Origin of the sequence: Burkholderia latens (assembly GCF_902499045.1) — a bacterium.
Taxonomy (GTDB): Bacteria; Pseudomonadota; Gammaproteobacteria; order Burkholderiales; family Burkholderiaceae; genus Burkholderia; species Burkholderia latens.
In genome coordinates, this window is record NZ_CABVPL010000016.1 from 87706 (window position 1) to 112496 (window position 24791).

General features: G+C 69.0%; 27 protein-coding genes and 1 pseudogene. 18 read left to right on the top strand and 10 right to left on the bottom strand.

The genetic code is table 11. The features are described from left to right. Positions 1–77 precede the first annotated feature (77 nt). Both BSE24067_RS13925 and BSE24067_RS13930 read left to right on the top strand, forming a co-directional pair. Positions 78–1148 (top strand): rhodanese-like domain-containing protein, encoded by a 1071-nt coding sequence (locus BSE24067_RS13925; protein WP_151065252.1) that lies wholly within the window; start codon positions 78–80, stop codon positions 1146–1148. A gap of 112 nt (positions 1149–1260) precedes the next feature. Continuing rightward, entirely contained in the window at positions 1261–1920 is a 660-nt protein-coding gene (locus BSE24067_RS13930) for a glutathione S-transferase family protein (protein ID WP_151065251.1), read from the top strand. Between the two features lie 112 nt (positions 1921–2032). On the opposite strand, the gene BSE24067_RS13935 is transcribed toward BSE24067_RS13930, so the two are convergent. Next, a complete protein-coding gene (locus BSE24067_RS13935; RefSeq protein WP_151065250.1) occupies positions 2033–2728 on the bottom strand; it encodes a phosphatase PAP2 family protein in 696 nt (231 codons plus the stop codon). Here BSE24067_RS13935 and BSE24067_RS13940 point away from each other — a divergent pair. Further along, the gene (locus BSE24067_RS13940; protein ID WP_174904782.1) at positions 2727–3080 is read left to right on the top strand and encodes a hypothetical protein; all 354 of its coding nucleotides are present in this window, start codon (positions 2727–2729) and stop codon (positions 3078–3080) included. The two genes, BSE24067_RS13935 and BSE24067_RS13940, sit on opposite strands and share 2 nt — an antisense overlap. A gap of 79 nt (positions 3081–3159) precedes the next feature. Here BSE24067_RS13940 and BSE24067_RS13945 read toward each other — a convergent pair whose 3' ends face one another. Then, a complete protein-coding gene (locus BSE24067_RS13945) occupies positions 3160–4392 on the bottom strand; it encodes an MFS transporter (protein WP_151065248.1) in 1233 nt (410 codons plus the stop codon). A gap of 100 nt (positions 4393–4492) precedes the next feature. Here BSE24067_RS13945 and BSE24067_RS13950 point away from each other — a divergent pair, with 100 nt between their 5' ends. Beyond that, positions 4493–5476 (top strand): LysR family transcriptional regulator, encoded by a 984-nt coding sequence (locus tag BSE24067_RS13950; RefSeq protein WP_151065247.1) that lies wholly within the window; start codon positions 4493–4495, stop codon positions 5474–5476. Positions 5477–5492: 16 nt separating this feature from the next. On the opposite strand, the gene BSE24067_RS13955 is transcribed toward BSE24067_RS13950, so the two are convergent. Together BSE24067_RS13955 and BSE24067_RS13960 are read right to left on the bottom strand one after the other, a co-directional pair. Continuing rightward, entirely contained in the window at positions 5493–6131 is a 639-nt protein-coding gene (locus BSE24067_RS13955) for a 2-hydroxychromene-2-carboxylate isomerase (protein WP_151065246.1), read from the bottom strand. A gap of 151 nt (positions 6132–6282) precedes the next feature. Beyond that, positions 6283–7107 (bottom strand): IclR family transcriptional regulator, encoded by an 825-nt coding sequence (locus BSE24067_RS13960; protein WP_151065245.1) that lies wholly within the window; start codon positions 7105–7107, stop codon positions 6283–6285. Between the two features lie 175 nt (positions 7108–7282). On the opposite strand from BSE24067_RS13960, the gene BSE24067_RS13965 reads away from it, so the two are divergent. The 4 genes from BSE24067_RS13965 to BSE24067_RS13980 all read left to right on the top strand — a co-directional run bounded on the left by BSE24067_RS13965 (position 7283) and on the right by BSE24067_RS13980 (position 12097). Next, positions 7283–8269, top strand: a complete 987-nt coding sequence (locus tag BSE24067_RS13965) for a hydroxymethylglutaryl-CoA lyase (protein ID WP_151065244.1) — start codon at positions 7283–7285, stop codon at positions 8267–8269. After that, positions 8266–9579, top strand: coding sequence for a CaiB/BaiF CoA transferase family protein (locus tag BSE24067_RS13970; protein ID WP_151065243.1), 1314 nt, complete (start codon positions 8266–8268; stop codon positions 9577–9579). Before BSE24067_RS13965 ends, BSE24067_RS13970 begins: the two co-directional genes overlap by 4 nt. A gap of 84 nt (positions 9580–9663) precedes the next feature. Then, on the top strand, positions 9664–10971 hold the full coding sequence (locus BSE24067_RS13975; protein ID WP_151065242.1) for an MFS transporter: 1308 nt from the start codon (positions 9664–9666) through the stop codon (positions 10969–10971). Between the two features lies 1 nt (position 10972). Continuing rightward, positions 10973–12097 carry an amidohydrolase family protein gene (locus BSE24067_RS13980; protein ID WP_151065241.1) on the top strand — a complete coding sequence of 375 codons (1125 nt, stop codon included), beginning with the start codon at positions 10973–10975 and terminating at the stop codon, positions 12095–12097. A gap of 37 nt (positions 12098–12134) precedes the next feature. On the opposite strand, the gene BSE24067_RS13985 is transcribed toward BSE24067_RS13980, so the two are convergent. The 3 genes from BSE24067_RS13985 to BSE24067_RS13995 form a co-directional block, all read right to left on the bottom strand. Next, positions 12135–12611, bottom strand: coding sequence for an SRPBCC family protein (locus BSE24067_RS13985; RefSeq protein WP_151065240.1), 477 nt, complete (start codon positions 12609–12611; stop codon positions 12135–12137). A 115-nt stretch (positions 12612–12726) separates the two neighbouring features. Beyond that, positions 12727–13212: an SRPBCC family protein gene (locus BSE24067_RS13990; RefSeq protein ID WP_151065239.1), complete on the bottom strand. Its 486-nt coding sequence runs from the start codon at positions 13210–13212 to the stop codon at positions 12727–12729. Continuing rightward, the gene (locus BSE24067_RS13995; protein WP_151065269.1) at positions 13175–13552 is read right to left on the bottom strand and encodes an ArsR/SmtB family transcription factor; all 378 of its coding nucleotides are present in this window, start codon (positions 13550–13552) and stop codon (positions 13175–13177) included. The genes BSE24067_RS13990 and BSE24067_RS13995 overlap by 38 nt, the downstream gene beginning before the upstream one ends. A 208-nt stretch (positions 13553–13760) precedes the next feature. On the opposite strand from BSE24067_RS13995, the gene BSE24067_RS14000 reads away from it, so the two are divergent. Both BSE24067_RS14000 and BSE24067_RS14005 read left to right on the top strand, forming a co-directional pair. Beyond that, positions 13761–14291 (top strand): GNAT family N-acetyltransferase, encoded by a 531-nt coding sequence (locus BSE24067_RS14000; RefSeq protein ID WP_151065238.1) that lies wholly within the window; start codon positions 13761–13763, stop codon positions 14289–14291. A gap of 198 nt (positions 14292–14489) precedes the next feature. Next, positions 14490–15068, top strand: a complete 579-nt coding sequence (locus BSE24067_RS14005) for a hypothetical protein (protein WP_151065237.1) — start codon at positions 14490–14492, stop codon at positions 15066–15068. 34 nt (positions 15069–15102) lie between these two features. Here BSE24067_RS14005 and BSE24067_RS14010 read toward each other — a convergent pair whose 3' ends face one another. Further along, on the bottom strand, positions 15103–15687 hold the full coding sequence (locus BSE24067_RS14010; protein ID WP_151065236.1) for a TetR/AcrR family transcriptional regulator: 585 nt from the start codon (positions 15685–15687) through the stop codon (positions 15103–15105). A gap of 341 nt (positions 15688–16028) precedes the next feature. Between BSE24067_RS14010 and BSE24067_RS14015 the strand changes: the two genes are divergently transcribed. Next, positions 16029–16733: an SDR family oxidoreductase gene (locus BSE24067_RS14015; RefSeq protein ID WP_151065235.1), complete on the top strand. Its 705-nt coding sequence runs from the start codon at positions 16029–16031 to the stop codon at positions 16731–16733. A 66-nt stretch (positions 16734–16799) separates the two neighbouring features. On the opposite strand, the gene fabV is transcribed toward BSE24067_RS14015, so the two are convergent. Further along, entirely contained in the window at positions 16800–18002 is a 1203-nt protein-coding gene (gene fabV, locus BSE24067_RS14020; protein ID WP_151065234.1) for an enoyl-ACP reductase FabV, read from the bottom strand. Positions 18003–18198: 196 nt separating this feature from the next. Between fabV and BSE24067_RS14025 the strand changes: the two genes are divergently transcribed. From BSE24067_RS14025 to BSE24067_RS14040, 4 genes are all read left to right on the top strand, one after another. Continuing rightward, a complete protein-coding gene (locus tag BSE24067_RS14025) occupies positions 18199–18732 on the top strand; it encodes a GbsR/MarR family transcriptional regulator (RefSeq protein ID WP_151065233.1) in 534 nt (177 codons plus the stop codon). A 143-nt stretch (positions 18733–18875) separates the two neighbouring features. Continuing rightward, positions 18876–20135 carry an SDR family oxidoreductase gene (locus BSE24067_RS14030; RefSeq protein ID WP_151065232.1) on the top strand — a complete coding sequence of 420 codons (1260 nt, stop codon included), beginning with the start codon at positions 18876–18878 and terminating at the stop codon, positions 20133–20135. Further along, a complete protein-coding gene (locus tag BSE24067_RS14035) occupies positions 20132–20602 on the top strand; it encodes a DUF2269 family protein (RefSeq protein ID WP_151065231.1) in 471 nt (156 codons plus the stop codon). The genes BSE24067_RS14030 and BSE24067_RS14035 overlap by 4 nt, the downstream gene beginning before the upstream one ends. 141 nt (positions 20603–20743) lie before the next feature. Further along, a complete protein-coding gene (locus BSE24067_RS14040) occupies positions 20744–21367 on the top strand; it encodes a glutathione S-transferase family protein (protein WP_151065230.1) in 624 nt (207 codons plus the stop codon). Positions 21368–21424: 57 nt separating this feature from the next. On the opposite strand, the gene BSE24067_RS14045 is transcribed toward BSE24067_RS14040, so the two are convergent. Continuing rightward, positions 21425–22834, bottom strand: coding sequence for a serine hydrolase domain-containing protein (locus BSE24067_RS14045; protein ID WP_151065229.1), 1410 nt, complete (start codon positions 22832–22834; stop codon positions 21425–21427). Between the two features lie 251 nt (positions 22835–23085). Between BSE24067_RS14045 and BSE24067_RS14050 the strand changes: the two genes are divergently transcribed. The 3 genes and pseudogenes from BSE24067_RS14050 to BSE24067_RS14060 form a co-directional block, all read left to right on the top strand. Then, complete coding sequence (locus BSE24067_RS14050) at positions 23086–23505, top strand: HIT family protein (protein WP_151065228.1); 420 nt, start codon at positions 23086–23088, stop codon at positions 23503–23505. Positions 23506–23762: 257 nt separating this feature from the next. Then, complete coding sequence (locus tag BSE24067_RS14055; RefSeq protein WP_170297485.1) at positions 23763–23927, top strand: hypothetical protein; 165 nt, start codon at positions 23763–23765, stop codon at positions 23925–23927. Positions 23928–24577: 650 nt separating this feature from the next. Continuing rightward, positions 24578–24791 (top strand): annotated as a pseudogene (locus tag BSE24067_RS14060) (hypothetical protein); the annotation flags it as partial.

A 24791-nucleotide genomic window follows, 5' to 3' on the forward strand; every position in this document is an offset into this window, starting at 1 on the left:
CGGAGCGGGTCGCGTCGCCGTCGCGATCCGCATCCTCATCCGCCCAGCCGCCCCACCCGACGACGGAGCACCCCGCGATGATCTTCCGGCAACTGTTCGACCCGCAATCGTCGACCTACACCTATCTGCTCGCCGATCCCGCGTCGCGCGAAGCGCTGCTGATCGATCCGGTGTTCGAGCAGGTGCGCCGCGACGCGGCGCTGCTCGACGAACTCGGGCTGCGGCTCGTCGCGACCGTCGACACGCACGTGCACGCCGATCACGTGACGGGCGCGTGGCTGCTGAAGCAGCGCACCGGCAGCGCGATCGCGATCTCGGCCGCGAGCGGGGCGCAGGGCGCGGACCGCTACCTGAACGACGGCGATCGCTGCGCATTCGGCGCGCGCTACCTGACCGTGCGCGCGACGCCGGGCCACACGAGCGGCTGCATCAGCCTCGTGCTCGACGACGAGTCGATGGCGTTCACCGGCGACTGCCTGCTGATTCGCGGCACCGGCCGCACCGACTTCCAGCAGGGCGACCCGCGCGCGCTGTATCGCGCGGTGCACGGCCGGCTGTTCACGCTGCCCGCCGCGTGCCTGCTGTATCCGGCGCACGACTATCGCGGCCTGACGGTGACGAGCGTCGGCGAGGAGCGGCGTTTCAATCCGCGCCTCGGCGGCGATCTCAGCGAGGACGACTTCGCGGGCTACATGTGCAATCTCGGGCTCGCGCACCCGCGCCAGATCGACGTCGCGGTGCCGGCAAACCTGCAATGCGGCGTCGCCGCGAACGCGCCCGATGCGCAGGCGGCCCCTGACTGGGCGCCGCTCGTCTACACGTTCGCCGGGTTCTGGGAAATCGATCCGCAGTGGCTCGAGGATCACCTGCCGGCGGTGCAGATCGTCGACGTGCGCGAGCCGGACGAATTCACCGGCCCGCTCGGTCATCTGCCCGGCGCGACGCCGATCCCGCTCGGTGAACTGGCCGCGCGCACCGGCGAGCTCGCGCACGAGCGGCCGATCGTGACCGTGTGCCGGGCCGGCGGCCGCTCCGCGCAGGCCACGGTGATCCTGCGGAAAGCCGGTTTCGATGCGGTCGCGAACCTCGGCGGCGGGATGCTGCGCTGGCGCGGCGAAGGGCGCGTCGTGAAGGACGGGCGGTCGTAGCGGCACAAAAATGTTCGGACCGGTGTCGAATCGGCGTCGTGCCGTTCGTCGTCCAGGTATCCGACCACATGGCGCCGCATGACGCGGCGCCGCAACCCTGAGAGACCCCGCGATGACCCCGACGCTCTATGCCCATCCGTTTTCGTCGTACTGCCAGAAGGTGCTGACCGCGCTGTACGAGAACGGCACGCCGTTCGAGTACCGCGTGCTCGCGCACGACGATCCGAAGCCGATGCAGGAACTCGCCGCACGATGGCCGATGAAACGCTTTCCGATGCTGGTCGACGCGGGCCGCACGGTGATCGAGGCGACGATCATCGTCGAGTACCTCGACCTGTACCATCCGGGCCCCGTGCGGCTGGTGCCAGAAGACCGGCGCGCGGCGCTGGAAGTGCGGACGATGGATCGCTTCTTCGACAACTACGTGGCCACCCCGCAGCAGAAAGTCGTGTTCGATGCGTTGCGGCCGGCGCACGAGCGCGATGCACGCGGCGTGGCCGACGCGCGCGCGATGCTCGAGACGTCGTACGCGTGGCTGGATCGGACGATGGCCGAGCGCGAATGGGCGGCCGGCGACCGCTTCAGCCTCGCCGACTGCGGCGCGGCGCCGTTCCTGTTCTACGCGGACTGGACGCACCGGATCGATCCGTCGTTCTCGAACGTAATCGCCTATCGCAAGCGGCTGCTGGCGCGGCCGTCGTTCGCGCGCGCGGTCGACGAGGCGCGGCCGTATCGTTCGTTCTTCCCGCTCGGTGCGCCCGATCGCGACTGACGTGCGAGGGAGCGGCAGCCGCATGCGCGTGTCGTGCCGCGGCCGCGCACGGCCGGCAGCGCGGGCCGGGGCGTCGTGACGACAGCAGCGGATGCATCGCGGCGCCGTCCCGTCACATCGCCGTGTGCTTGACCGACTGTGCGAGCGTCAGCAGTTCGTCGAACTGCGTGATCAACTCGAAGCACAGCAGGAACGCGAGCGTATAGGCCGGCGCGGGGAAGCGCCGGATCGCGTCGAGCACCTGCGGCGCGAAGCGCGCACGAATCGGATCGCGCGTCAGCAGCCAGGCGATCGCGATGCCGATCGCGGCGCCGGCGATCAGGTCGGTCGGATAGTGATAGCCGAGATACGCGCGCGGCACGCAGATGAACACGGCCGCATACAGCAGCGCGAGCACGCCGGCGCGGCGCGCGATGATGAAGATGCCCGTCGCGATCGCCATCCACAGCATCGCGTGATCGCTCGGAAACGAACTCCACGCCTGCAGCGTGGCCGCACGCAATTCCTCGGACGGGAAGTGCAGGTGCAGGTCCGGGTTGTAGATCGGCCGCACGCGGAACGGCAGCACTTTCGCGAGCAACCGGCCGGCCGCGAGCGCGACGAGCCCGCTCGCGACCGTCGCGACGACCAGCTCGCGTTGCCGTTCGCGCTGCGGGCCGGGCTGGAACCATAGCCAGCACAGCACCGGGATGAGCACGAAGCCCTTGAACGTGTACAGGCCCGCGATCACGCGGATCGCATGATTCATCACCGGGCCGAACGTGATGTGAGTGAGGAAGGTCTGGATCGTGGTGTCGAAATTGTTCATGTTGTGCGCGAACCCGGCGGCCGCGGCACGCGGGACGCGCGGCCGGCAGGATCAGGAAGCGCGCTCGCACCGGAGCGCAACGGGGCGCAAGTATGTCATCGGTAATGTCGAAGAAAATGGGAAAAAATACCGGGATTCCCCTGAGAAAACGCGCTGTTTTGGCGGGGACGGATTGCTGAGGGCCGTGCTGTGCGGCGATGCGGAATCATCAGATGGTTGCGTGCGCACCGGTCGACGCCGGCCGAAAAATAATCGGTTGAACTGCGGGATCCGGCGCGTCGCCGCGAAGCTTGCATCGAATGAACGCGTGCGTTCGGTGTGTTGTACGGACCTGCCGCGCCGCGCCGTGTGATGCGGCGCCGAACGAAATCGAAAAGAAAAGGCGGGCAAGCCCTGCGGCCTGCCCGCCTCCTGTGCGAGATGCGGCGAAATTACCGGCGCCACACGCGCACGGCCAGCGCGCCCAGCGACGTCGCGACGGCCAGCACGATCACCGCGTTCCAGCCCAGTTGCGCGAGCAGCGCACTGCCTGCCGCGGCACCGGCCGCCATCCCGATGAACATGCCGACGAACAGCACCGCGTTGAGGCGGCTGCGCGATGCGGGATCGATCCGGTAGACGATCGACTGGTGCGCAATCAGTGTGGCCTGCACGCCGAGATCGAAGCCGATCGTCGCGGCGGCGAGCAGCGCGAGTTGCGCATGCGGCGTCAGCAGCGGCGCGGCGGCCATCGCGGCGAACGACGCCGTCGCGATCCCGATGCCGATCCGCGTGACACGCTCGGGACCGTGATGGTCGGCCAGGCGTCCGGCGATGGGCGCGGCCAGTGCGCCGGCCGCGCCCGCGAGGCCGAATGCGCCGGCGGCCGCGCTGCCGAGGTGGAACGGCGCGCCGTGCAGCATCACCGCGAGCGTCGACCAGAACGCGCTGAACCCGACGGCGAGCAGCCCTTGCGCAAGCGCCGCGCGGCGCAGCGCCGGGTGACGACGCCACAGTTCGCCGAGCGACCCGATCAGCGCGCGATACGACAGCTGCGTGGTCGGCGCGAAGCGCGGCAGCCCGCGCGCGGCCACGACGCCGATCGCGGCGACGCTGGCAGCAGCCAGCGCGAACATCGCGCGCCAGCCGGCCGTTTCCGCGACGAAACCCGCCACGACGCGCGACAGCAGGATGCCGAGCAGCAACCCGGTCATCACCGTGCCGACGATGCGGCCGCGATGCGCATCGTGCGCGAGCGTCGCGGCGGCCGGCACGACGTCCTGCGCCATCGTCGCGGTCAGCCCGATCGCGAAGCTCGCGACCAGCATCAGCCCGAGCGACGGCGCGACCGCCGCGAGCAGCAGCGCGCCGACCAGCGCGGCCGCCTTCGTCACGATCACGCGGCGGCGATCGAAGCGATCGCCGAGCGGCGCGAGCAGCAGGATCCCGAGCGCGTAGCCGAGCTGGGTGAGCGTCGGCACGAAGCCGATCGCGCGGGCCGACGCGCCGAGATCGGCGCCGAGCGCGGCGAGCATCGGCTGCGCGTAGTAGAGCGGCGCGACGCCGAGACCGGCGGCCGCGGCGAGCAGCAGCACGAGGCGGCCGTCGAGCATCGACGAGGCGGCCGCGTGGGCCGGTGAGTGGGCCGCGCGCGGCGCGGCAGCGAGACGGGTCGGAGTGGACATCGCGTGCATCCTTGTTCGATTAGCGGATGGACGCCAGTGTGCCGATGGGCCGACGGCAGCGGTAGTGCCGCCGGGCGCAGATTTGTTATACGCTCTGCGCATGACCGACAAAATCTCCGCTTCCCTCGCTGCTGGCGGCTCTCCGCGCATCGACACGGTGCCCATCGACGGCGCCGCCCATCGTTTCGAGTTGATGGAAACCTTCGTACGCATAGTCGAGGCCGGCAGCCTGTCGGCCGCCGCGGCGCAGCTCCATACGACGCAACCGACCGTCAGCCGCCGGCTGCAGACGCTCGAACGCTCGCTCGGCATGCGGCTGCTGCAACGGACGACGCACGCGATGCGGCTGACCGTCGACGGAGAGCGCTGCTTCACGCGCGCGAAGGAGCTGCTGGCCAGTTGGGCGGCGTTCGAGGCCGACCTGCGCGGCGCGCAGGAGGAGCCGGACGGGCTGCTGCGGGTTGCGGTGCCGCATGCGTTCGGGCAGGAGCGCTTCGTCGCGCCGCTCGCGACGTTTCTGCGCGATTACCCGCGCGTATCGGTGGAATGGCTGCTGCAGGACGAGGTGCGCGATTTCGTCGGCAGCGGGATCGACTGCGCGATCCAGGTCGGCGAGCCGACGGATCCGGGCGTCGTCGCGATCCGGCTATCGAAGGTGCCGCGCTTCGTGGTGGCCGCGCCGTCGGTGCTGAACGGCGCGCAGGTGCCGGCCGATCCGGACGCGCTCGCCGCGTTGCCGTGGCTCGCGCTGCGCACGTATTACCGGACGGAGCTGACGCTGACGCATGCCGTCACGGGTGACACGCGCCGCATCGCGATCCGTCCGCGGATCACGACCGCCAATTTGTACGCGCTGCGCAGCGCGGCGCTGCTCGGCGTCGGCGCGTGCGTCGGCTCGTCGTGGCTGCTCGCCGAGAACCTCGCGCGCGGCGAACTCGTGCATCTCGCGCCCGACTGGCAGGCCGCGCCCTTGCCGGTGTATCTGACCTACCCGCACGCGCAGTTCTATCCGTCGCGGCTCGTGCGCTTCGTCGCGATGATGCGCGAGGCCGTGCCGGCGCTCGTCGAAGGGAGCGACACGTAAGCGCCGGGCCGTGCCGTCAGCCGCGCCGGATGCCTTCCGGCAGCGCGCTGATGCGGCGTACTTCGGGCGAGTCGAGCCACGCGCGCGACGTCGCACAGTCGACGAACATGTCGGTCGCATCGTCGCCCCAGAACAGGTCGCCGTCGAGTTCGAAGGTCGGCACGCCGAACACGCCGTGCGCGATCGCGTGATCGGTGTTCGCGCGCAGCGCGTCCTTCACCGGCTGCGCGTCGACCGCCGTCACGCCTTCCGGAAAACCCACCGCTTCGCACAGCGCGGCGAAGCCGTCGGGCGTCGACACGTCGCGGCCGTCGCGCCAGATGTGCCGGAAGATCCGCCGGATCGCGTCGGGCGTGCTGCCCATCGCGATCGCGAGACGCAGCGGCCGGATCGGGTTGAACGGATGCGCGGGCGGCATCCGGAACGGAATGCCGAGCTTGTCCGCGCGATATTGCGCGTGGCGATACGTGAAGATGCGCTTCGCCGCGATCTCGGCCGGCGCTTTTTGGCCCCAGTGCGCGAGCAGCGCGCCGAGCACGATCGGCTTCGGTTCGTACGCGGCGGCAGGCGGCAGGTGGTCGAACCGTTCCTGCTGCAGATACGCGAACGGCGAAACGAAATCGAAATACCAGGTGGCGGTGCGCGCGGCGGTCATCGTCGAGTCCCCCTTGTGCATGTTCGTCGGGCAGTCGCGTGTACCGCGCCGGCGGGCGGCGCGCTGCACGCATCGGCGGCCAGTGTCGCACGCGGCCGCATTTTGCGCCGCCGGCGGCGCCCGGCGTGCGCGCCGCGTGGCCCGCTATGGCTCAGGGCTGCGCGGAATCGTCGGCCGCCGCCGCCGCGAATTGCTCAAAGCTGTCGCGCACCGCCGGCGCGTCGTAGCGCGCGCCTTCGCCGCCGAGCGCGACGGTCGCCTTCTGCGCGAGCGGCAACAGCAGCGCGAGCGCCGCGGCCATCGCCGGCGCGGCGGCCAGCCGCGATTTCGGGCCGGATATCGTCAGCGCGCCGACGCAGTTGCCGGCCGCGCCGAACACCGGCACGCTCGCCGACGCCGTCTCCGGGTCGCGCTCGCCGTACGACGCGGCCCACAATCGTTCGCGTACGTCGTCCCATCGCGCATCGTGCGGATCGGTGAACGCGAGCAGCACTTTCCCCGACGCGCCCTGGTGAACCGGAAACTCCTCGCCGACCCGGATCGACACGCGCACCGTGCGCGCCGGTTCGACGCGGTACAGCACCGAGCGCATGTCGCCGTGGCGCACGTAGAACGACGCCGTTTCGCCGAGTTCGCGGCTCAGCGTCTCGAGCAGCGGTTCGACGACCGGGCCGACGCGGAACGAGCGCTGATACAGCGCGGCGAGCCGCAACGGCTCGTGGCCGATCGCGTACTGGCCGTCGTCGAGTTTGCGCATGAAGCCGCCGTGCTCGAGCGCGGCGAGCAGGCGCAGGATCGTGCTCTTGTACAGCCCGGTGCGGCGCGACAGTTCCGCGAGCGACAGCCGGTCATCGGTTTGCCCGAAGGCACGCAGGATCGCGAACGCGCGATCGAGGACGGCGACGCCGCTCGAGGCTTCGGCCGACGGATCGGTAACGTCGTCGGTGTGATCTGCGGGGGGCGGGGTCGGCGGCACGGGGGCGGTTCCTTTTCGGATGGCGGTCAGTCCACTATATCGTTCTGTCTGACAGAACACAAGTTCCAAAAAATCGCGATTTCACGGGTATACCCCGCTTCCGAGCGATTCGTCACGCCTCTAAAGTTCTATCAGACAGAACTGTGTTCTTTCAGATAGAACAAAGAGGTGCCCAATGCGTATTTCCGAAAGTCCGAAGGTGCTGGTCAGCGAGGTCGGTCCGCGCGACGGCCTGCAGAGCATCAAGGCCGTAATGCCCACGGCCGACAAGTTGCGGTGGATCGCGGCGCTCGCCGCGGCCGGGCTGCGCGAGATCGAGGTCGGGTCGTTCGTGCCCGCACGGCTGCTGCCGCAGATGGCCGACGTGCGCGAAGTCGTCGCCCATGCGCTGACGATTCCGGGGCTGCACGTCGCCGCGCTCGCGCCGAACCTGCGGGGCGCCGAAAGCGCGTTCGACGCGGGCGTCCACAAGCTGACGTTGCCGGTATCGGTGACCGAAGCGCACTCGCTCGCGAACATCCGCAAGACGCCCGCGCAGATGATCGACGAGGTGCGCGCGGTCGTCGCGCTGCGCGATGCGCGGTTCCCGTCAGTGCAGATCGAGGCGGGCGTGTCGGTCGCGTTCGGTTGCACGCTCGCCGGTGCGGTGTCGGACGACGAGACGATCGCGATGGCCGTCGCGATGGCGGAATGCGGCGTCGACGAGATCGGACTGTCCGATACGAGCGGCTACGCGAACCCGGCGCAAGTGCGCCGCCTGTTCATGCGGCTGCAGCGCGAGGTCGGCGACAAGGCCGGCGGCGCGCACTTCCACAACACGCGCGGGCAGGGGCTCGCGAACGTCGTCGCGGCGCTCGACGCCGGCGTGACGACGATCGATGCGAGTCAGGCCGGCCTGGGCGGCTGCCCGTATGCGCCGGGCGCGACCGGCAACATCGTGACCGAGGATCTCGTGTTCCTGCTGGAGTCGATGGGATACGACACGGGGATCGACGTCGACGCGCTGCTCGCCGCGCGCGCGATCCTGCATGCGGCGCTGCCTGCCGAGGCGCTGTACGGCCACGTGCCGGACGCCGGGTTGCCGAAGGGTTTCCGTTATGCGGACGGCCGTGAGCCGACCGCGGTCCAGCCGGAAGGCTGCGTTGCAGGAGTCGCACAATGAACGATCGCCAACCGGCTTCGCCGCTGCCGTACGAAGGCGTGCGCGTGATCGAGATGACGCACATGGTGATGGGCCCGACCTGCGGGATGCTGCTCGCGGATCTCGGCGCGGAAGTCATCAAGATCGAACCGATCGCGGGCGACAGCACGCGCGCGCTGCGCGGGTCCGGCGCGGGCTTCTTCGGGATGTTCAACCGCAACAAGAAGAGCGTGGCGGTCGACGTGAAGGATCCGCGCGGGCTTGAGATCGTGCGGCGGCTCGTCGCGACGGCCGACGTGTTCAGCGAGAACTTCAAGAGCGGCACGATGGAGCGGCTCGGCCTCGGCTATTCCGCGTTGTCCGCGCTGAATCCGCGGCTCGTCTACGTGTCGCACAAGGGCTTTCTGCCGGGGCCGTACGAACATCGCACCGCGCTCGACGAAGTCGTGCAGATGATGGGCGGCCTCGCGTACATGACGGGCCCCGAAGGCCGGCCGCTGCGTGCGGGCTCGAGCGTGAACGACATCATGGGCGGGATGTTCGGCGCGATCGGCGCGATGGCCGCGCTCGCGCAGCGCGAACGCACCGGCCGCGGTCAGCAGGTGCAGAGTTCGCTGTTCGAGAACAACGTATTCCTCGTCGCGCAGCACATGATGCAGTTCGCGGTGACGGGGCAGGCCGCGTCGCCGATGCCGAGCCGGATCTCCGCGTGGGCCGTGTACGACGTGTTTTCGGTGAAGGGCGGCGAGCAGATCTTTCTGGCGGTCGTGTCGGACACGCAGTGGGCGCTGTTCTGCGACGCATTCGGTTTCACCGCGCTGAAGGACGATGCGCGCCTTGCCACCAACAACCTGCGCGTGCAGGCCCGCGAGTGGCTGTTGCCGGAGCTGCGCGCACGGCTCGCCGTGCGTTCGGCCGATGAAATCGGCGCGATCTTCGAATTGATCGGGCTGCCGTATGCGCCGATCACGAAGCCGCAGGACTTGTTCGACGACCCGCATCTGCTGGCGACGGGCGGCCTCGAAGCCGTGACGCTGCCGGCCGATGCGAGCTGCGCCGGCCGCCCGGTCGACACGCGCACCGCGCTGCTGCCGCTCACGCTCGCGGGCGAACGCCTGCGGCTGCGCGCGGCGCCGCCGGCGCTCGGTCAGGACACGTGCGCGCTGCTCGGCGAGCTCGGCTATACGCCGGACGACGCGCGGGCGCTGATCGAAGCCGGCGTCGTCGCGGGGCCGCAGGAACGCCGAGCGGAGTGGCAACCGCCGGGCATGTCAGGCGAGCCGGAAGCGCCGGCCGACAGGCCGTCGCCGAACGAAGTGGCGAGCGCGTAGCGCCCGCTGTGATCCATCGAACGAAATAACGCATCCCGGCCGCGCGACCGCGCGGGCGCGGCATGCGCATCCACGGAGACAACCATGACATCCGCTTCCCAGGCGCTCACGGCCGATCGCGAGACCGACGCGTCGATCGAGCAACGGGCCGTGCGCAAGGCCGCATGGCGCTTCATTCCGCTGCTCGCGCTCGCGTATTTCTTCAACTATCTCGACCGCACGAGCGTCGGGTTCGCGGCGCTGACGATGAACCGCGATCTCGGCTTGACCGCGACGCAGTTCGGCTGGGGCGCCGGGATCATGTTCGCCGGCTATTGCATGTTCGAAGTGCCGAGCAATCTCGCGCTGTACCGCTTCGGCGCGCGGCGCTGGCTCGCGCGGATCATGATCACGTGGGGCTTGATGGCGGCTGCCACCGCGCTCGCGGCCGGGCCGACCAGCTTCTACGTGATCCGGCTGCTGCTCGGCATCGGCGAGGCCGGCTTTTTCCCGGGCGTGATCTTTTTCCTCGCGGTGTGGTTTCCGGCCAATTACCGCACGCGCGTGCTCGCGTGGTTCACGGTGTCGACGCCGCTGTCGTCGCTGATCGGCGGCCCGCTGTCGACGTGGCTGCTGCAGCTCGACGGCGTGCTCGGTCTCGCGGGCTGGAAATGGATGTTCATCGTCGAAGGGCTGCCCGCGTGCGCGCTCGGCTTTCTCGTGCTGAAGCTGCTGTCCGATTCCCCGGCCACGGCCGCGTGGCTGTCGGACGACGAGCGCGCCGCGCTGCAGCGCGCATTCGACCGCGAAGGCGCCGCCGCCGGCCGCAAGAAGCGCTTCGGCGTCGCGCTGCGCGACGCGCGCGTGTACGTGCTCGCGCTGATCTCGTTCGGCTTCACGATGGGCTCGTACGGCATCGGCATCTGGCTGCCGCAGATGCTGAAGGCGCACGGGATGTCGACGATGCAGACCGGCTGGTTGTCCGCGGTGCCGTACTTCTTCGCCACCGTCGCGCTGCTGTGGTGGGCGAAGCGGGTCGACCGGCGCGGCGGCCCGGTCGCGAACCTCGCGATCGGCCTGGCCATCGGCGCGGTGGCGCTCGGCGTGTCGACGCATTTCCTGACGCTCGGGCCGGCGCTCGTCGGCATCACGCTCGCGCTGATCGGCACGATCGCCGGACGCACGATCTTCTATACGCTGCCTTCGCGCTTCCTGTCCGGTCAGGCAGCGGCCGGCGGGCTCGCGCTGATCAATTCGATCGGCGCGCTCGGCGGATTCGCGGGCCCTTATCTCGTCGGCTACCTGAAGGACAGCTTCGGCACCTTCACGGCCGGGATGCTCGGGCTCGCGATCGTGCTGGCGATCACGACGCTGCTGACGCTGTCGCTGTACGCGTTCGACCGGAGCGAATGAGATGACGATTTCGATCACACGACGCCGCTTGCTCGGCGCGGCCGCCGCATCGCTCGCGCTGCCTGCATGGGCCGACACGCGTACGCCCGCTGAAAACGGAGCTTCCCGCATGACGACGCAAAGCAACTATCTCGCGGTGCGCAACGACTGGCTGGCCTCGGCGCTCGAGCCCGCGCTCGAACCGGACCTGCCGATCGTCGATGCGCATCACCACTTCTACGAGCGGCCGGGCTGGATCTACATGCTCGACGACTATCTGCAGGATGCGCGCTCCGGCCACAACGTGCAGGCGTCCGTCTACATGCAGGCGCTGACGCGCTATCGCGACGCGGGCCCGGTCGAGCTGAAGCCGGTCGGCGAGACGGCGTACGTCGCCGGCGTGACCGACGCGTTGCAGCGGAGCGCGCCGGCCGTCGCGAAAGGGATCGTCGGGCATGCGGACCTGCGGCTCGGCGCGCGCGTGCGCGACGTGCTCGAAGCGCATCTCGACGCGGGGCGCGGACGCTTTCGCGGCGTGCGGCACCTGAGCACGTGGGATGCCGATCCGTCGCTCGCCAATCCGTTGTCGGCGGTGCCGCGCGGGCTGCTGCTCGATTCCGCGTACCGGGCCGGCGTCGCGCAGCTCGCGCCGCTCGGATTGTCGTACGACGCGTGGCTGTTCTTTCCGCAATTGCCCGAGCTGTTCGATCTCGCGAAGGCGAACCCCGACACGCGGATCGTCGTCAATCATTGCGGCGGCGTCGTGCGGATCGCGAGCTATGCGGACAAGCGGCCGGAAGTGTTCGAGCGCTGGCGGGCGTCGATGCGCGAACTGGCGCAACTGCCGAACGTCTTCGTGAAGGTCGGCGGCCTCGGGATGCGGATCAACGGCTTCGATTTCGAGAAGGGTGAGCGGCCGCCGTCGTCCGAACAGCTCGCCGCCGCGTGGAAGCCGTGGATGCTCACGTGCATCGACGCGTTCGGCGCCGAGCGCTGCATGTTCGAGAGCAATTTCCCGGTCGACAAGGGTTCGTATTCGTACGTGAACGGCTGGAACGCGTTCAAGCGGCTGACCGCGCACGCGAGCGCGGACGAGCGCGACGCGCTGTTCCGCGGCACGGTCACGCGCGTCTATCGGCTCGTTTGACGCCGACCGGCGCCCCGGCGCGCGCGCTTCGGCCGGTTCAGCCCTTCTCGACCAGCGCCGCGAGTTTCGCGAGTGCCATGCGCCAGCCGGTCTCGTTGTCGGCGGCCGGCACACCGGGCGGCACGCCGTCGTGCACCGCATCGACGCGCGTGCCGCCTTCCTCGTCGCACAGCGTGATCGTGATCGTCATCGCGCCGCGCAGCATCGGATCGTCGGTTTCGAACACGTCGATTTCGACGATCCGCTCGTCGGGCACGAGCGTCACGAAGCGGCCGTGATAGGTGTCGGTGTGCGCGGTGGTCTTGCCGGTATCGTCCGACGGTTCGTCGTAGCTCAGCGATACGCGCAGCGCGCCGCCTTCGCGCGTGTCGTAGGCGTGCACGCGGCACGTCATGCCGTCCGGCACCTTCCATTGTTCGACCGCGTGCGGATCGAGCAGCGCGCGATAGACGCGCCCGCGCGGTGCGTTCAGGTGCCGGCTGACCCGGGTCGAATGCGTGTGCATGTGCAGCATGTCGCCTCCTGCGAACGCGCGCGACGGTGCACGCCGGCGCCCGGCGTGTCGTCGCGCTTTCTTCAGGAATGCTAGGCGTGTACGACGCGGCACGCAATGGCTGCGTCCGGCGTTTTCAGCGCAGCGCGGCCGCGAGTTCGTCGAGTTGCGTGATGCAGATGTTCCAACCCTCGAAAAAGCCCAGCGCCTCATGGCGTTCGCGCGTGGCCGCGTCGGGATGCATCACGCGGGCTTCGTAGCGGCAGCCTGCGTCGTCGTCGGTCATCGTGATGATCGCCGTGAAGCCGAGCCACGGCACCTGCGGCCGCCAGCCGCCGGCCAGCATCGACGTGAACGCGATCCGCGCTTCCGGCACGATTTCGAGGAAGCAGCCGGGGTTGTCGCTCGTGCCGCCGTCCGGGCCGCGCATGAACGTGTGGAAGGCGCCGCCCGCGCGCAGGTCGAACGCGCGGACTTCGGTCGTCCACGGTTTCGGGCACCACCATTCCTTCAGCAGATCGGGGTCGGTCCATGCGCGCCAGAGCGCGCTGCGCGGCGAGCGCAGCGTGCGCGTGATCACGAGATCATCGGTTTCGGCGGGTTCGACGTGGTTGGCTGACATGCGCTTGCTCCTCCTGGTGTTGGCGTTCGACGAATTCCACGAGACGATCCGCGCGCGCTTCCCACAGCGCGCGCTGCGCGGCGAGCCACTGCTCGGCTTCGGCGAGCCGGCTGCCGACCAGCTCGCAGGTGCGCGAGCGGCCGGCTTTGCGGGTCCGCACGAGCCCGCTGCGCTCGAGCACCGCGACGTGCTTCATGAACGACGGCAGCGCCATGTCGAACGGCGCGGCCAGTTCGGATACGGTCCGGCCGCCGTCGCCGAGCGCACTGACGATCGCGCAGCGCGTCGGGTCGGAAAGCGCGTGGAAGACGTCGCTGATGCCGGGTTGAAGGTTATCCATTCGGCTAAGTGTAGGCGAAATGTCGGCCAATGCAACGCGAATTTTCGTCGAGTAGGATGATGGGGCGGTAACACGCGCATCGGCAGTCCGGCGCGGTGTTGCCAGCCGGCAGCCGCCGTTCGCGCGCGTCTCGGCCGCGGCCGGCGTCGCGCGCCGGCGTTACGTCGGATTCGGGCGCACGCCGCCCCGTATGACTATCGGAGAGCGCATGACCCAAGCTGTTACCGTACGCCGCGTCGACGCGAGCGAAGCAAGCGCCTGCATCGACGCGCTCGCCGACGTGCTGATCGATTGCGTCGAGGGCGGTGCGTCCGTCAGCTTCATGTTGCCCATCGCGCGCTCGACGGCCGTCGCGTTCTGGACCGGCGTCGCCGAAGGCGTCGCGAGCGGCGAGCGGATCCTGCTCGTCGCCGAGGACGCCGCGGGCCGGATCGTCGGCACCGTGCAGATCGTCACAGCGCAGCCGGAGAACCAGCCGCATCGCGCCGATATCGCAAAGATGCTCGTGTCCCGCCACGCGCGCCGGCAAGGCGTCGCCGCGCGGCTGATGGCGGCGGCCGACGAAGCGGCGCGCGACGCCGGCAAGACCGTCCTCGTGCTCGACACCGTGACCGGCGGCGATGCCGAGCGGTTGTACGAACGGGCCGGCTGGCAGCGTGTCGGCGTCGTGCCGAACTATGCGCTGATGCCGGACGGCACGTTGTGCTCGACCACGTACTTTCACAAGCAGCTCGTGTAACGGTTCCGGACAATGGCGGGCAGGCGTACTGGGCGCGTCGAGATGCTGGTTGATGCCGATCCTTCATCCCTGCCGTGCACCCGGTTGCTCCGTTGCTCCGGTTGCTCCGGTTCGCGATGCACGCCGCACGCGTTGCCGCTCCGATATAGTGAGCCGCGCAGGAAAATGCCCCGGAACGCCCACGGAATCGCCGCCTCGATGAAACGCTCCCATGTCGCTTTCGCCTTCACGGGCCTGCTCGTCGCGGCGCCGATCGCCGCGTACGCGCTCGTCAAGCCGCTGCGCGTCGTCGCGCCCGCGCTGCTGCCGGGCGTGTCATGCCCGAGCGCGGACATCTGCACGGACGACCCCACGAAGCTCGGCGGCGCCGAGCAACTCTATCGCGACGGCTACGCACGTGCGGCGGCGGCGGTGGGCCGGTTCCGCGCGGCGCCGCGCGTCGTGTTCTGCTCGACGCGCGCGTGCGCGGACAAATTCGGTCTCGGCGACCGCGCGGGCCTGACGCTCGGCGATTTCGGCGTGGTCATCGCGCCGCGCGGCTGGCAGACCTACTTTCTCGCGCACGAACTGATCCATCACCGCCAGGCCGAGGTACTCGGCAATCTCGCGGTCGCGACCAAGCCGCGCTGGCTGATCGAGGGGATGGCGTATGCGCTCAGCGACGATCCGCGTCATCCGCTGAAGGAGCCGTTCGAGTCGTGGCGCACGCGGTTCGCCGCGTGGCATGCCGCATTGGGCACGCAGCCGCTGTGGGAGGCCGCGAAGGCGGCGGAATGACAGCCGCGCCCGGCCGGCGTCCGCCGCCGTGCCGCTACGCCGGAACGGCCGGATCGTCGGGGCGCGCGACGAGCGTGCGCCGCCCGGCGTCGAGGATCTCGTCGGCCAGCGCCGGCTCGCTGCCTGCCACCGCGCGCGACAGCACGAGCGCGCCGATCATCTGGCTGAAGATCGCGATTGCGTCGCCGCGTGGATCCGTGGCTGCCGGGTTTTCCGCGGCTATCGTCCGTTCGAGCCGGTCGAGATACCCGGCCACGCCGTGCGCATAGCAGGCGCGCGCCGCGTCGGTGAGGCGCGGCGCGTCTCCGGCGAAGCCGGACAGCGGGCAGCCGGCTTCGACGTTGTCGCGATGCGCGTTCGACAGATACGCCGTGACCTGCTTCGCGACGCTGCCGGCATTCGGCGAATCCGCGCGATCCTGGATGGCCTTTTCCATCACCGCGGCTACCAGCGCATCCTTCGACTTGAAATGGTTGTAGAAGCCGCCCTGTGTGAAGCCGGCTTCCTTCATCAGCTCCGTCAACCCGACCGCGTCGACGCCGCGCACCCGAAACAGCCGCTCGGCCGCCGCGATGATCGCGTTGCGGTTTTCGGCCGCCTGTTGTCTCGACACGCCCATCGATCCCTCCCTGATACCTGCACATGACCTCGATTGAAAAACACAATGGTGATCGCCATTGACGTGCCGGTGTCGCGCTGACACAATGCGCGGCAAAGACGATGGTGATCGACATTGACATCGAGTGTAGCCGACTTCGCGAACGAAGCGAAGCGGTCGGTGCCGCACGGACAGGCGTCGATGCGGGTCTTGGGGTGCAAAGGGCGCGGGCGGCGGCACTGCGAGCGTTCCGGCACCGGCGGAGCAACGGTTCGGTACGCGAAGGCAGCGTGGTATTTCACCGGATTCCGGACGCGCGGCGAACCGGCGCGATCGGGATCGATTATTGGAAAGGAACGATCATGAAGATCGAAGGTGCAGTCGTTTTCGTCACGGGCGCGAATCGCGGGCTCGGTCTCGAGTTCGCGAAGCAGGCGCTCGCACGCGGGGCGCGGAAGGTGTATGCGGGTGCGCGCGATCCGGCCAGCGTGACGTTGCCGGGCGTGGTGCCGGTGAAGCTCGACGTGACCGATCCGGCGGCGGTCGCCGCGGCCGCCGACGCGGCGCGCGACGTCACGCTGCTGATCAACAACGCGGGCATCGCGCGGCTCGGGAGCCTCGTCGACGACGGCGCGGTCGACGCATTGCGCGACCATCTCGAAACGAACGTGTTCGGGGTGCTGGCGATGGCGCGCGCGTTCGCGCCGACCCTCGCCGGCCACGGCGGCGGCGCGATCCTGAACGTGCTGTCGGTCGCGAGCTGGGTCAACCGGCCGATCCTGTCGGGCTACGGCGTATCGAAGTCGGCCGCGTGGGCACTGACCAACGGGCTGCGGCATTCGCTGCGCGAGCAGCGCACGCAGGTGATCGGGCTGCATGCCGGCTTCATCGATACGGATCTGACGCGCGGCCTCGACGTGCCGAAGGCGACGCCGGCCGACGTCGTGCGTCAGGCGTACGACGCGATCGAGGCGGGGGCGGAAGAAGTGTCGACCGACGAGTTCACGCGGCAGGTGAAGGCCACGCTGTCGTCGGGCGTCTATCTGGAAGAACCGGCGCCGCGTTGACGCGGCCGGCAGGACGAACCCGCCGCCCCCGTGCCGCGAGCGCGGCGGGGGCGGCGAGTCGTGCCGTCAGACCGTCGTGTCGATGATCCCGGGGATCTTCACGTCCGGGTTCACGTCCGCGTCGTAGTCGACGCCGGCGATCTCGAAGCCGAACAGGCGCAGGAACTCGGTCTTGTAGCCGGCGAAGTCGGTCATCTCGTACAGGTTCTCGTTCGTGACCTTGTCCCACATCGCGACGACCTGGTTCTGCACCTGCGGATCGAGCTCCTTGTAGTCCGCGCGCAGCCGGCCTTCTTCGTCGACGTGCGGCGTCGCGCCGTACAGGCTGTCCTTCAGCAGCCCGTAGACCTGCTCGATGCAGCCTTCGTGCGTGCCCTTTTCCTTCATCACCTTGAACAGCAGCGACAGGTACAGCGGCATCATCGGAATCGCCGAGCTCGCCTGCGTGACGACGGCCTTCAGCACCGACACGCGCGCATCGCCGCCGTGCGCGGCCAGCTTGTCGCGGATCGACAGCACCTTCTTGTCGAGATCCTTCTTCGCTTCGCCGATCGAGCCGTTCCAGTAGATGTCGTGCGTGATCTGTTCGCCGAGATACGTGAACGCGGTGGTCTTCGCGCCGTCGGCGAGCACGCCGGCCTCGTCGAGCGCGTCGATCCACATCTGCCAGTCCTCGCCGCCCATCACGGCGACGGTGCCGTCGATCTCTTCCTGCGTCGCCGGCTCGAGCGACACTTCGCGGATCACTTCCTTGTCGGTGTCGAGGCCGCGGAACGTGACGGCCTTGCCGACCGGCTTCAGCGTCGAGCTGATCGTTTCACCCGTCTTCGGATGCGTGCGGCGCGGCGCCGCAAGGCTGTAGACGACCAGGTCGACCTTGCCGAGATCCTGCTTGATCGTGTCGATCGTGATCTGCTTGACCTTGTCGGAGAACGCGTCGCCGTTGATGCTGCGCGCATAGAGCCCTTTTTCGGCGGCGAATTTCTCGAACGCGGCGCTGTTGTACCAGCCCGCCGTGCCCGGCTTCGTCTCGCTGCCGGCACGCTCGAAGAACACGCCCAGCGTGTCCGCGCCCGAGCCGAATGCAGCCGAGATCCGGGCGGCGAGGCCGTAGCCGGTCGACGCGCCGATCACGAGCACCTTCTTCGGGCCGTTGGCGATCGGGCCGTGCGAAGTCACGTAGTCGATCTGTTCCTTGACGTTGGCTTCGCAGCCGACCGGATGAGTCGTCACGCAGATGAAGCCACGCACGCGCGGTTTGATGATCATGAAAACCTCTGTCTAATCGGAAAGGCGGGGACGGCCTGAAATCGGAAAAATCCCGCGCATTGTAATGGAAGCGGGAAGGCGCGGCGGGAAAGGCCGGTCATCGCGGGCGGCGACGGCCGCGGCGAGCCGGCACGATCCGAGGCGTGCGGTAATTTCTCTCTTGACAGAAATAACTGAAAAAATTAAATTCGCGGACATGGAACTCACACCGATTGCCGAACGATTCATCCTGCACTGGGGCGAAATGGGCTCGCGATGGGGCGTCAACCGCACCGTGTCGCAGATTCACGCGCTGCTGTACCTGGCCGGGCGGCCGATCGCGGCGGACGAGATCGCCGAGACGCTCAACGTCGCGCGCTCCAACGTCAGCACGAGCCTAAAGGAATTGCAGGCGTGGCGGCTCGCGAAGGTCGTGCACGTGCTGGGCGATCGCCGCGACCATTTCGAGACGTCGACCGACATCTGGGAACTGTTCAAGCTGATCGTCGAAGGGCGGCGGCAGCGCGAGATCGAGCCGACGCTCACGGTGCTGCGAGATTGCCTGACGAGCCCCGAGATCGCCGACGAGAGCCGCGAGACCGAACAGCGCATCCGCGACACGCTGCAGTTCGTCGAGACGCTGACGACCTGGTCCGACGAGATGCTGCGGCTGAAGCCCGACACGCTGATGAAGGCGCTCGGCATCGGCGCGAAGATCAGCCAGACGGTCAGGCGCAAGTCGTCGAAGTAGCAGTACCGGACGTGCGGGCACGCAGCCCGCTTTTTTTGGAATTGAAATTTCCGTCATTACAGAAATAACTGTAAAAAAAGGTCGAAAGAGATGAACACGGTCCTGCGTTCGATTCACCGGCATGCCGCATCGCGGAGGGTGGCGTGAACATCCTCGTCTGCGGCGCGAACGGCTTCATCGGGCGGGCGCTGAGCGAGCGGCTCGAAGCGGGCGGCCACCGCGTGCTGCGTGGCGTGCGTCATGCGGCAGGCCCTGACGACGTCGCAATCGACTTCGCGAACGACGTCGATCCCGACGCATGGCTGGCGCGGCTCGAAGGTATCGACGTGGTGATCAACGCGGTGGGAATTCTCTCGGACCGGCGCGATGCAACGCTCGATGCCGTGCATCGCGCGGCGCCGTGCGCACTCTTCGCCGCGTGCTGCCGCGCAGGCGTGCGGCGCGTGATCCAGATCTCTGCGCTGGGCGTGGAGCGCGGCGACACGCCGTATTTCGCGAGCAAGCTCGCCGCCGATACCTTCCTGCAGACGCTGCCGCTCGATTACCGGATCGTGCGGCCGGCGCTCGTCTACGGGGCGTCCGGCGCGTCGGCGCGATTGTTCCGGATGCTCGCGAGCCTGCCCGTGCACGCGTTGCCCGCGGGCGGCCGTCAGCGGCTGCGCCCGGTGCATGTCGACGATCTCGCGGAGCTCGTCGCGCGGCTCGTCGATTCGCCGGCGGCCGGCGGCCCCGTCATCGACGCGGTCGGCAGCGACGAAGTCGAGTACCGCGAGATGCTGGGCGCGTATCGCGCCGCGCTCGGGTTCCCGCAGGCGTTGCGCATCGCGCTGCCGGAGCCGCTAGTCGGCGCGGTGGCCGTGCTGCTCGGCATGCTGCCGGGCGCAATGCTGACCCGCGACACGTGGACGATGCTGCGCGGCGGCAATACCGGCGATCCCGCGGCGCTCGAGGCGGTGCTCGGCCGGCCGCCGCGCGGGCTGCGGCATTTCATCGGCGCGGGCCCGGACGCCGTCGCGCTGCGCCACGATGCGCTCGCGATGTGGCGGCGGCCGCTGTTGCGGGGTGCGCTCGCGATCGTCTGGATCTGGACGGCCATCGTCAGCGCATTCATTCATCCGCAACGCGACAGCGTCGCGATGCTCGCCCGCGCGCACCTGACTGGGCTGCCCGCGCTCGTCGCGCTCTACGCGGCATGCGCGCTCGACTTCGCGTTCGGCGTGGCGACCGTTGCCGCGCCGTCCCGACGCCTGTGGGCGGCGCAAGGCGTGCTGATCGTCGCGTATTCGGCCGTCATCGCGGTCACGATGCCGGGCCTGCTCGCCGAGCCGTTCGGGCCCGTGCTCAAGAACCTGCCGATTCTCGCGATCCTGCTGATCCTGTTTTCAGAAGAACAACCCGCATGAACACCTATCTCGTGATCAAGACGCTGCACATCCTGTCTTCGGTGCTGATGGTCGGCACCGGCTTCGGCACCGCGTTCTATCTGTTCTTCGCCAACCGCACGCGTTCGGTTCCGGCCATCGCCGCCGTGTCGCGGCTCGTGGTGCGCGCGGACTGGTGGTTCACGACGCCGGCCGTGCTGTTCCAGCCCGCGTCCGGGCTGTGGCTCGCGCATACGGCCGGCTGGCCGTGGGATACGCCGTGGCTCGTCGCGTCGATCGTGCTGTACGCCATTGCCGGCGCGTGCTGGCTGCCGGTCGTGTGGCTGCAGATCGAGCTGGCCGCGATGGCGAAGCTCGCGCATGCGAATGGCGATACCGCGCTGCCGGAGCGCTACTGGCGCTATGCGAAGCGCTGGGAACTGCTCGGCTATCCGGCGTTCTTCGCGATGCTGACCGTCTATTTCCTGATGGTGCTCAAGCCGGTGTGAGCGGTGCGGCGCGGCCTGAAACACCGCTTTCGCATGCAGGCGCTGTCGATTTCCGCGTGCTCGTGTATAAATCGACGTGACCGCGTTCGGGCCGCGTCGTGCGCGCCGAGCGCTTCGCATTCGACCTCACAAGGAGCCTGCATGCTGCACATCCTCGGCAAGATTCCGTCCATCAACGTCCGCAAGGTGCTGTGGCTGTGCACCGAACTCAACCTGCCGTTCGAACAGGAAGACTGGGGCGCCGGCTTTCGCACGACCAACGACCCGGCGTATCTCGCGCTGAATCCGAACGGCCTCGTGCCGGTCATCAAGGACGACGACTTCGTGCTGTGGGAGTCGAACACGATCATCCGTTACCTCGCGAACCGCTACGGCGGCGACGCGCTCTATCCGGCCGAGCCGCAGGCGCGCGCGCGCGTCGACCAGTGGATCGACTGGCAGGCGTCGGATTTGAACCGGTCGTGGGTCGGCGCGTTTCTCGGCCTCGTGCGCAAGTCGCCCGATCACCAGAACCCGGCGGCGATCGCGCAGTCGATCGCGGACTGGACCAAACACATGAAGGTGCTGGACGCGCAACTCGACGCGACCGGCGCGTTCGTGGCCGGCGACCGCTTCACGCTCGCCGACATTCCGATCGGCTTGTCGGTGAACCGCTGGTTCGGCACACCGTTCGAGCATCCGGATTTCCCGGCGGCGAAGCGCTACATCGATCGCCTCGCGACGCGCGCAGGGTTCAGGCAGTACGCAGGCAGCGCGAATCCGTAACGCGGCGAATGCGCTGCGCGACGCGGCGGCGCACCGCCGCCCGCCGCACCGCCGCGGTCACTTGCCGGAGCCCGGCACCGCGTCGAGCACACGCGCGAGAAACGCGTCGTGATTCCACGCGGATTCCGGCCGCGACAGCCCGAGCCGCACGACCACCAGCTCGCGGCTCGGCACCACGCTCACGAACTGGCCCTCATGGCCGACCGCATGAAACGCGTCGGCCGGCAGCGCGCTCGCGTGCGCATCGCGATCGTTGAACGGCTCCGGCACCTTCACCCACAGATGCGCGCCGAATTCCTCCCGCGTCGACAGCGGCGTCACGCGCGTCAGGTAGCGCACCCAACCGTCCGGCAGCAGCTGCTGCCCGTTCCACACGCCGTCCTGCAGCAGAAACTGCCCGAAGCGCGCCCAGTCGCGCGCGCTCGCATACATGAACGACGCACTGCCCAGCGTGCCGGCCGCGTCGGGCTCGAACACAGCGCTGCGCATCCCGAGCGGCGCGAACAGCGCGCGGCGCGGAAACGCGAGGTAGTCGTCCTCGGTGCCGCCCATCGCGACGCGCATCACGCGCGCGACGATCGCGCTCGTGCCGCTCGAGTAGGCCCACTGCGTGCCGGGGGCCGCGGCGAGCGGCTTGGCCGACGCGAAGCGTGCGGTGTCCGGCTGCGTGAACAGCATCACGGCGACGTCGGACAGCGGGTCGTCGTAGTCCTCGTTGAAGGCCAGGCCACTCGTCATCCGCAGCAGTTGGTCGAGCGTGATCGCCGCGCGCGGGTCGGCGTGGCCGCGCCATTCGGGCAGCAGCGCCGACGCGTCCGGCGCCAGCTTGTGTTGCGCGACGAGCATGCCGGCCAGCGCGGCCGTCACCGTCTTCGTCATCGACCAGCCGGGCAGCGGCGTATCGGCCGTGAAGCCGGGCGCATAGCGTTCGGCGATGACCTGGCCGCGCCACATCACGACGACCGCGCGCGTGCGCCGCGGCCGCGCCGGATCGGGTTCGTCGAATGCGCGGTCGAGCGCGGCCTGCAGCTTGCGCGTGTCGATGCCGGCGGGCGGAGCGCTCAGCGCGACCGGCAGCGCGTGTACTGCCGGCGGCGCGTCGGCGGGCGGCAGCGCGGCAGGCAGCACGCCGGGAGACGGCCCGAGCGCGAGCGTGCAGCCGAGCCCCGGCCGGAAGTCCGCTTCGCGTCGCGCGAAACCGGCGAAGGTCGCGACCGCGCGACGATGGTCCGGATCGATCGACGGTCGCACCAGTTTCAGCAGCGGATGCACGCCGGCCATGATGTCGACGTCGATCACCGACGCAGCCGGACGGCCCGACACGAACACGCCCGAACACAGCGCCTTCGCCGCATAGCCGGTCGCGATCGGCGCGAGCCGCGACAGCATGTAGCCGGTGTAGCCCAGCGCAGCGACGAGCGCGATCGCGGCACCGCGCAGGATCAGCGACTTGAAGGGGATCGTCATGCGCGAGCGTCCTCGGGGTGGTGTGCCGGCCGGCAACGATGCGGCAGTGTCGCAGGTTCGGGCGACGCGGTGCAATCGCGGCTGCATGACGAACGGAGGCGATCGTGTGCGTGCTTCGTTGCCGCGCGACCGAGCGCTCGGCTGCCAACGTCGGCGCCGGCGGACGACGAGTTGAACGCCGGCCCCCCGCCGGCCGATAATCGTCCGGCATCGCTCCCGTCAAACCGCAATCGCAAACATCGGAAAACGCCATGTCCTACGACAACAACAACCCGTTCGCGAGAATCCTGCGCGGCGAACTGCCGTGCGTGAAGGTCGCCGAAGACGACGCGACCCTCGCGATCATGGACCTCATGCCGCAAGCCGACGGCCACGTGCTCGTGATCCCGAAGGAGCCGGCCGCGCAGATCTTCGAGCTGTCCGGCGACGCGGCCGCGGCAGGGATCCGCATGACGCAGCGCGTCGCGGCGGCCGTGCGCGCGGCGCTCGGGCCGCACGGCGTGTTCATCGGCCAGTTCAACGGCGCGGCGGCGGGCCAGACGGTCCCGCACGTGCATTTCCACGTGATTCCGCGCTGGGAAGGCGTCGAACTGCGGATGCACGCGCGCGACGTCGCCGACGCGGCCACGCTCGAATCGGTCGCGCAACGCATCCGCGCGCATTTCGTGTAACGCGTGCCCGGCGTGCGGAGCGGGCTTCGGCGGCGCCATACGGGCGGTCGCGCCGCGCGCCGGCTGTTTCAGCGGTCACGCGAAGTAACACGTGTAACCGCTCGCGAAACGCGTTCCGGCGGGCCCGGCGCTAGACTCCGCGCATTGCTTCATCGAGCGACAGGAAGGGCGGATCGCACCTTCGTGCCGGCCGCCGCGGGCTGCGGCGGCGCGGCGTTCGCGAGGTGCCGAGTGTCCTCTTCGCCGGGAGTCGAACCATGTACAAAGTTCTGATCACGTTCGCGCTGATCGCCGGCCTGTCCGGCTGCTACGTCGCGCCGCCGTACGGCTACGCGCCCGCTCCGGTCTACTACGGCTATGCGCCGGCGTATTACGCGCCGCCGGTCAGTGTCGGGATCGGCGGCAGCTTCCGCATCCGCTGACCCCGCGGCGGCCGCGGGCCCCGTCCGCGCATCGGCGGCGACGCCGCTCGATTCGCCGCCGCTTCATTGCACGACGACGCGCGCCGCATGACGGCGCGCGTGCGCATCGCTCGCCCGGATTCCTATACTTCAAAGGAAAGTCCACCCGGCGACGCAGCCATGGCCGTGACGCGCAACGTCGCAATCGTGTCGAGCGTGTCCACGCTCGTCTATCTCGGGCCCGCGGTGCCCGGCAGCGGCGTGACGGTTGATTCCCGGCGCGTACTGACCCTCGTTCGCGGCCACGACGCCAACGAAGCCCCGCCGGGTCGCGTCGTGTCCTCGTGTCCCGATGTGTTGCCACGTGTGTCTGAACCGGCGCAACCGGCGCCTCGCGCTTCGCCTTCAAATGCGGGTAGATCGCCGCAGAGCACCGGCTGACGGGCGTCTCCGGCGATTTCGGCAAGCTTTTCCGCCGCCTTTCCGGCAAACAACTTGTTACCAGAATGTCGGCAGCAACGACGCTCGACCGGTGCTATTCTTCGCCGCAAGCTCATTGAAATGAATTGGTCCGGGATTCGGCACAATGCCGATGTCGACGTCGATCGATTCGGATCGTCATAACGAGCGGACTTTCAATAACCAGATTGCGAACAAGGAAGAATACGGGAATGTGGAAGAAAATCGCCCCCGCTCTCGTCGTCGCCGCGTTGACCGGCGCGACCGCACTGCCGGCAATGGCCGGTGACCTGAACAACGCGCTTGGCGGCGCGCTCGGCGGGGTTGCCGGCGCGGCGGTCGGCGGCGCGGTCGGCGGCAGCACCGGCTCCGTCATCGGCGGCGCGATCGGCGGCGGCGCGGGCGGCGCAGTGACGTCGAACCGTC

Coding starts and splice junctions, on each gene's coding strand:
- BSE24067_RS13975 (WP_151065242.1), top strand. CDS start 9,664: ATGACATCCGCTTCCCAGGCGCTCACGGCCGATCGCGAGACCGACGCG.
- BSE24067_RS13970 (WP_151065243.1), top strand. CDS start 8,266: ATGAACGATCGCCAACCGGCTTCGCCGCTGCCGTACGAAGGCGTGCGC.
- BSE24067_RS13955 (WP_151065246.1), bottom strand. CDS start 6,131: ATGACCGCCGCGCGCACCGCCACCTGGTATTTCGATTTCGTTTCGCCG.
- BSE24067_RS14005 (WP_151065237.1), top strand. CDS start 14,490: ATGAAACGCTCCCATGTCGCTTTCGCCTTCACGGGCCTGCTCGTCGCG.
- BSE24067_RS14035 (WP_151065231.1), top strand. CDS start 20,132: ATGAACACCTATCTCGTGATCAAGACGCTGCACATCCTGTCTTCGGTG.
- BSE24067_RS14015 (WP_151065235.1), top strand. CDS start 16,029: ATGAAGATCGAAGGTGCAGTCGTTTTCGTCACGGGCGCGAATCGCGGG.
- BSE24067_RS14050 (WP_151065228.1), top strand. CDS start 23,086: ATGTCCTACGACAACAACAACCCGTTCGCGAGAATCCTGCGCGGCGAA.
- BSE24067_RS14010 (WP_151065236.1), bottom strand. CDS start 15,687: ATGGGCGTGTCGAGACAACAGGCGGCCGAAAACCGCAACGCGATCATC.
- BSE24067_RS13990 (WP_151065239.1), bottom strand. CDS start 13,212: ATGTCAGCCAACCACGTCGAACCCGCCGAAACCGATGATCTCGTGATC.
- BSE24067_RS14000 (WP_151065238.1), top strand. CDS start 13,761: ATGACCCAAGCTGTTACCGTACGCCGCGTCGACGCGAGCGAAGCAAGC.
- fabV (WP_151065234.1), bottom strand. CDS start 18,002: ATGATCATCAAACCGCGCGTGCGTGGCTTCATCTGCGTGACGACTCAT.
- BSE24067_RS13965 (WP_151065244.1), top strand. CDS start 7,283: ATGCGTATTTCCGAAAGTCCGAAGGTGCTGGTCAGCGAGGTCGGTCCG.
- BSE24067_RS13940 (WP_174904782.1), top strand. CDS start 2,727: ATGTTGTGCGCGAACCCGGCGGCCGCGGCACGCGGGACGCGCGGCCGG.
- BSE24067_RS13935 (WP_151065250.1), bottom strand. CDS start 2,728: ATGAACAATTTCGACACCACGATCCAGACCTTCCTCACTCACATCACG.
- BSE24067_RS13985 (WP_151065240.1), bottom strand. CDS start 12,611: ATGCTGCACATGCACACGCATTCGACCCGGGTCAGCCGGCACCTGAAC.
- BSE24067_RS13925 (WP_151065252.1), top strand. CDS start 78: ATGATCTTCCGGCAACTGTTCGACCCGCAATCGTCGACCTACACCTAT.
- BSE24067_RS13930 (WP_151065251.1), top strand. CDS start 1,261: ATGACCCCGACGCTCTATGCCCATCCGTTTTCGTCGTACTGCCAGAAG.
- BSE24067_RS13950 (WP_151065247.1), top strand. CDS start 4,493: ATGACCGACAAAATCTCCGCTTCCCTCGCTGCTGGCGGCTCTCCGCGC.
- BSE24067_RS13980 (WP_151065241.1), top strand. CDS start 10,973: ATGACGATTTCGATCACACGACGCCGCTTGCTCGGCGCGGCCGCCGCA.
- BSE24067_RS13945 (WP_151065248.1), bottom strand. CDS start 4,392: ATGTCCACTCCGACCCGTCTCGCTGCCGCGCCGCGCGCGGCCCACTCA.
- BSE24067_RS14055 (WP_170297485.1), top strand. CDS start 23,763: ATGTACAAAGTTCTGATCACGTTCGCGCTGATCGCCGGCCTGTCCGGC.
- BSE24067_RS14040 (WP_151065230.1), top strand. CDS start 20,744: ATGCTGCACATCCTCGGCAAGATTCCGTCCATCAACGTCCGCAAGGTG.
- BSE24067_RS14025 (WP_151065233.1), top strand. CDS start 18,199: ATGGAACTCACACCGATTGCCGAACGATTCATCCTGCACTGGGGCGAA.
- BSE24067_RS13995 (WP_151065269.1), bottom strand. CDS start 13,552: ATGGATAACCTTCAACCCGGCATCAGCGACGTCTTCCACGCGCTTTCC.
- BSE24067_RS14045 (WP_151065229.1), bottom strand. CDS start 22,834: ATGACGATCCCCTTCAAGTCGCTGATCCTGCGCGGTGCCGCGATCGCG.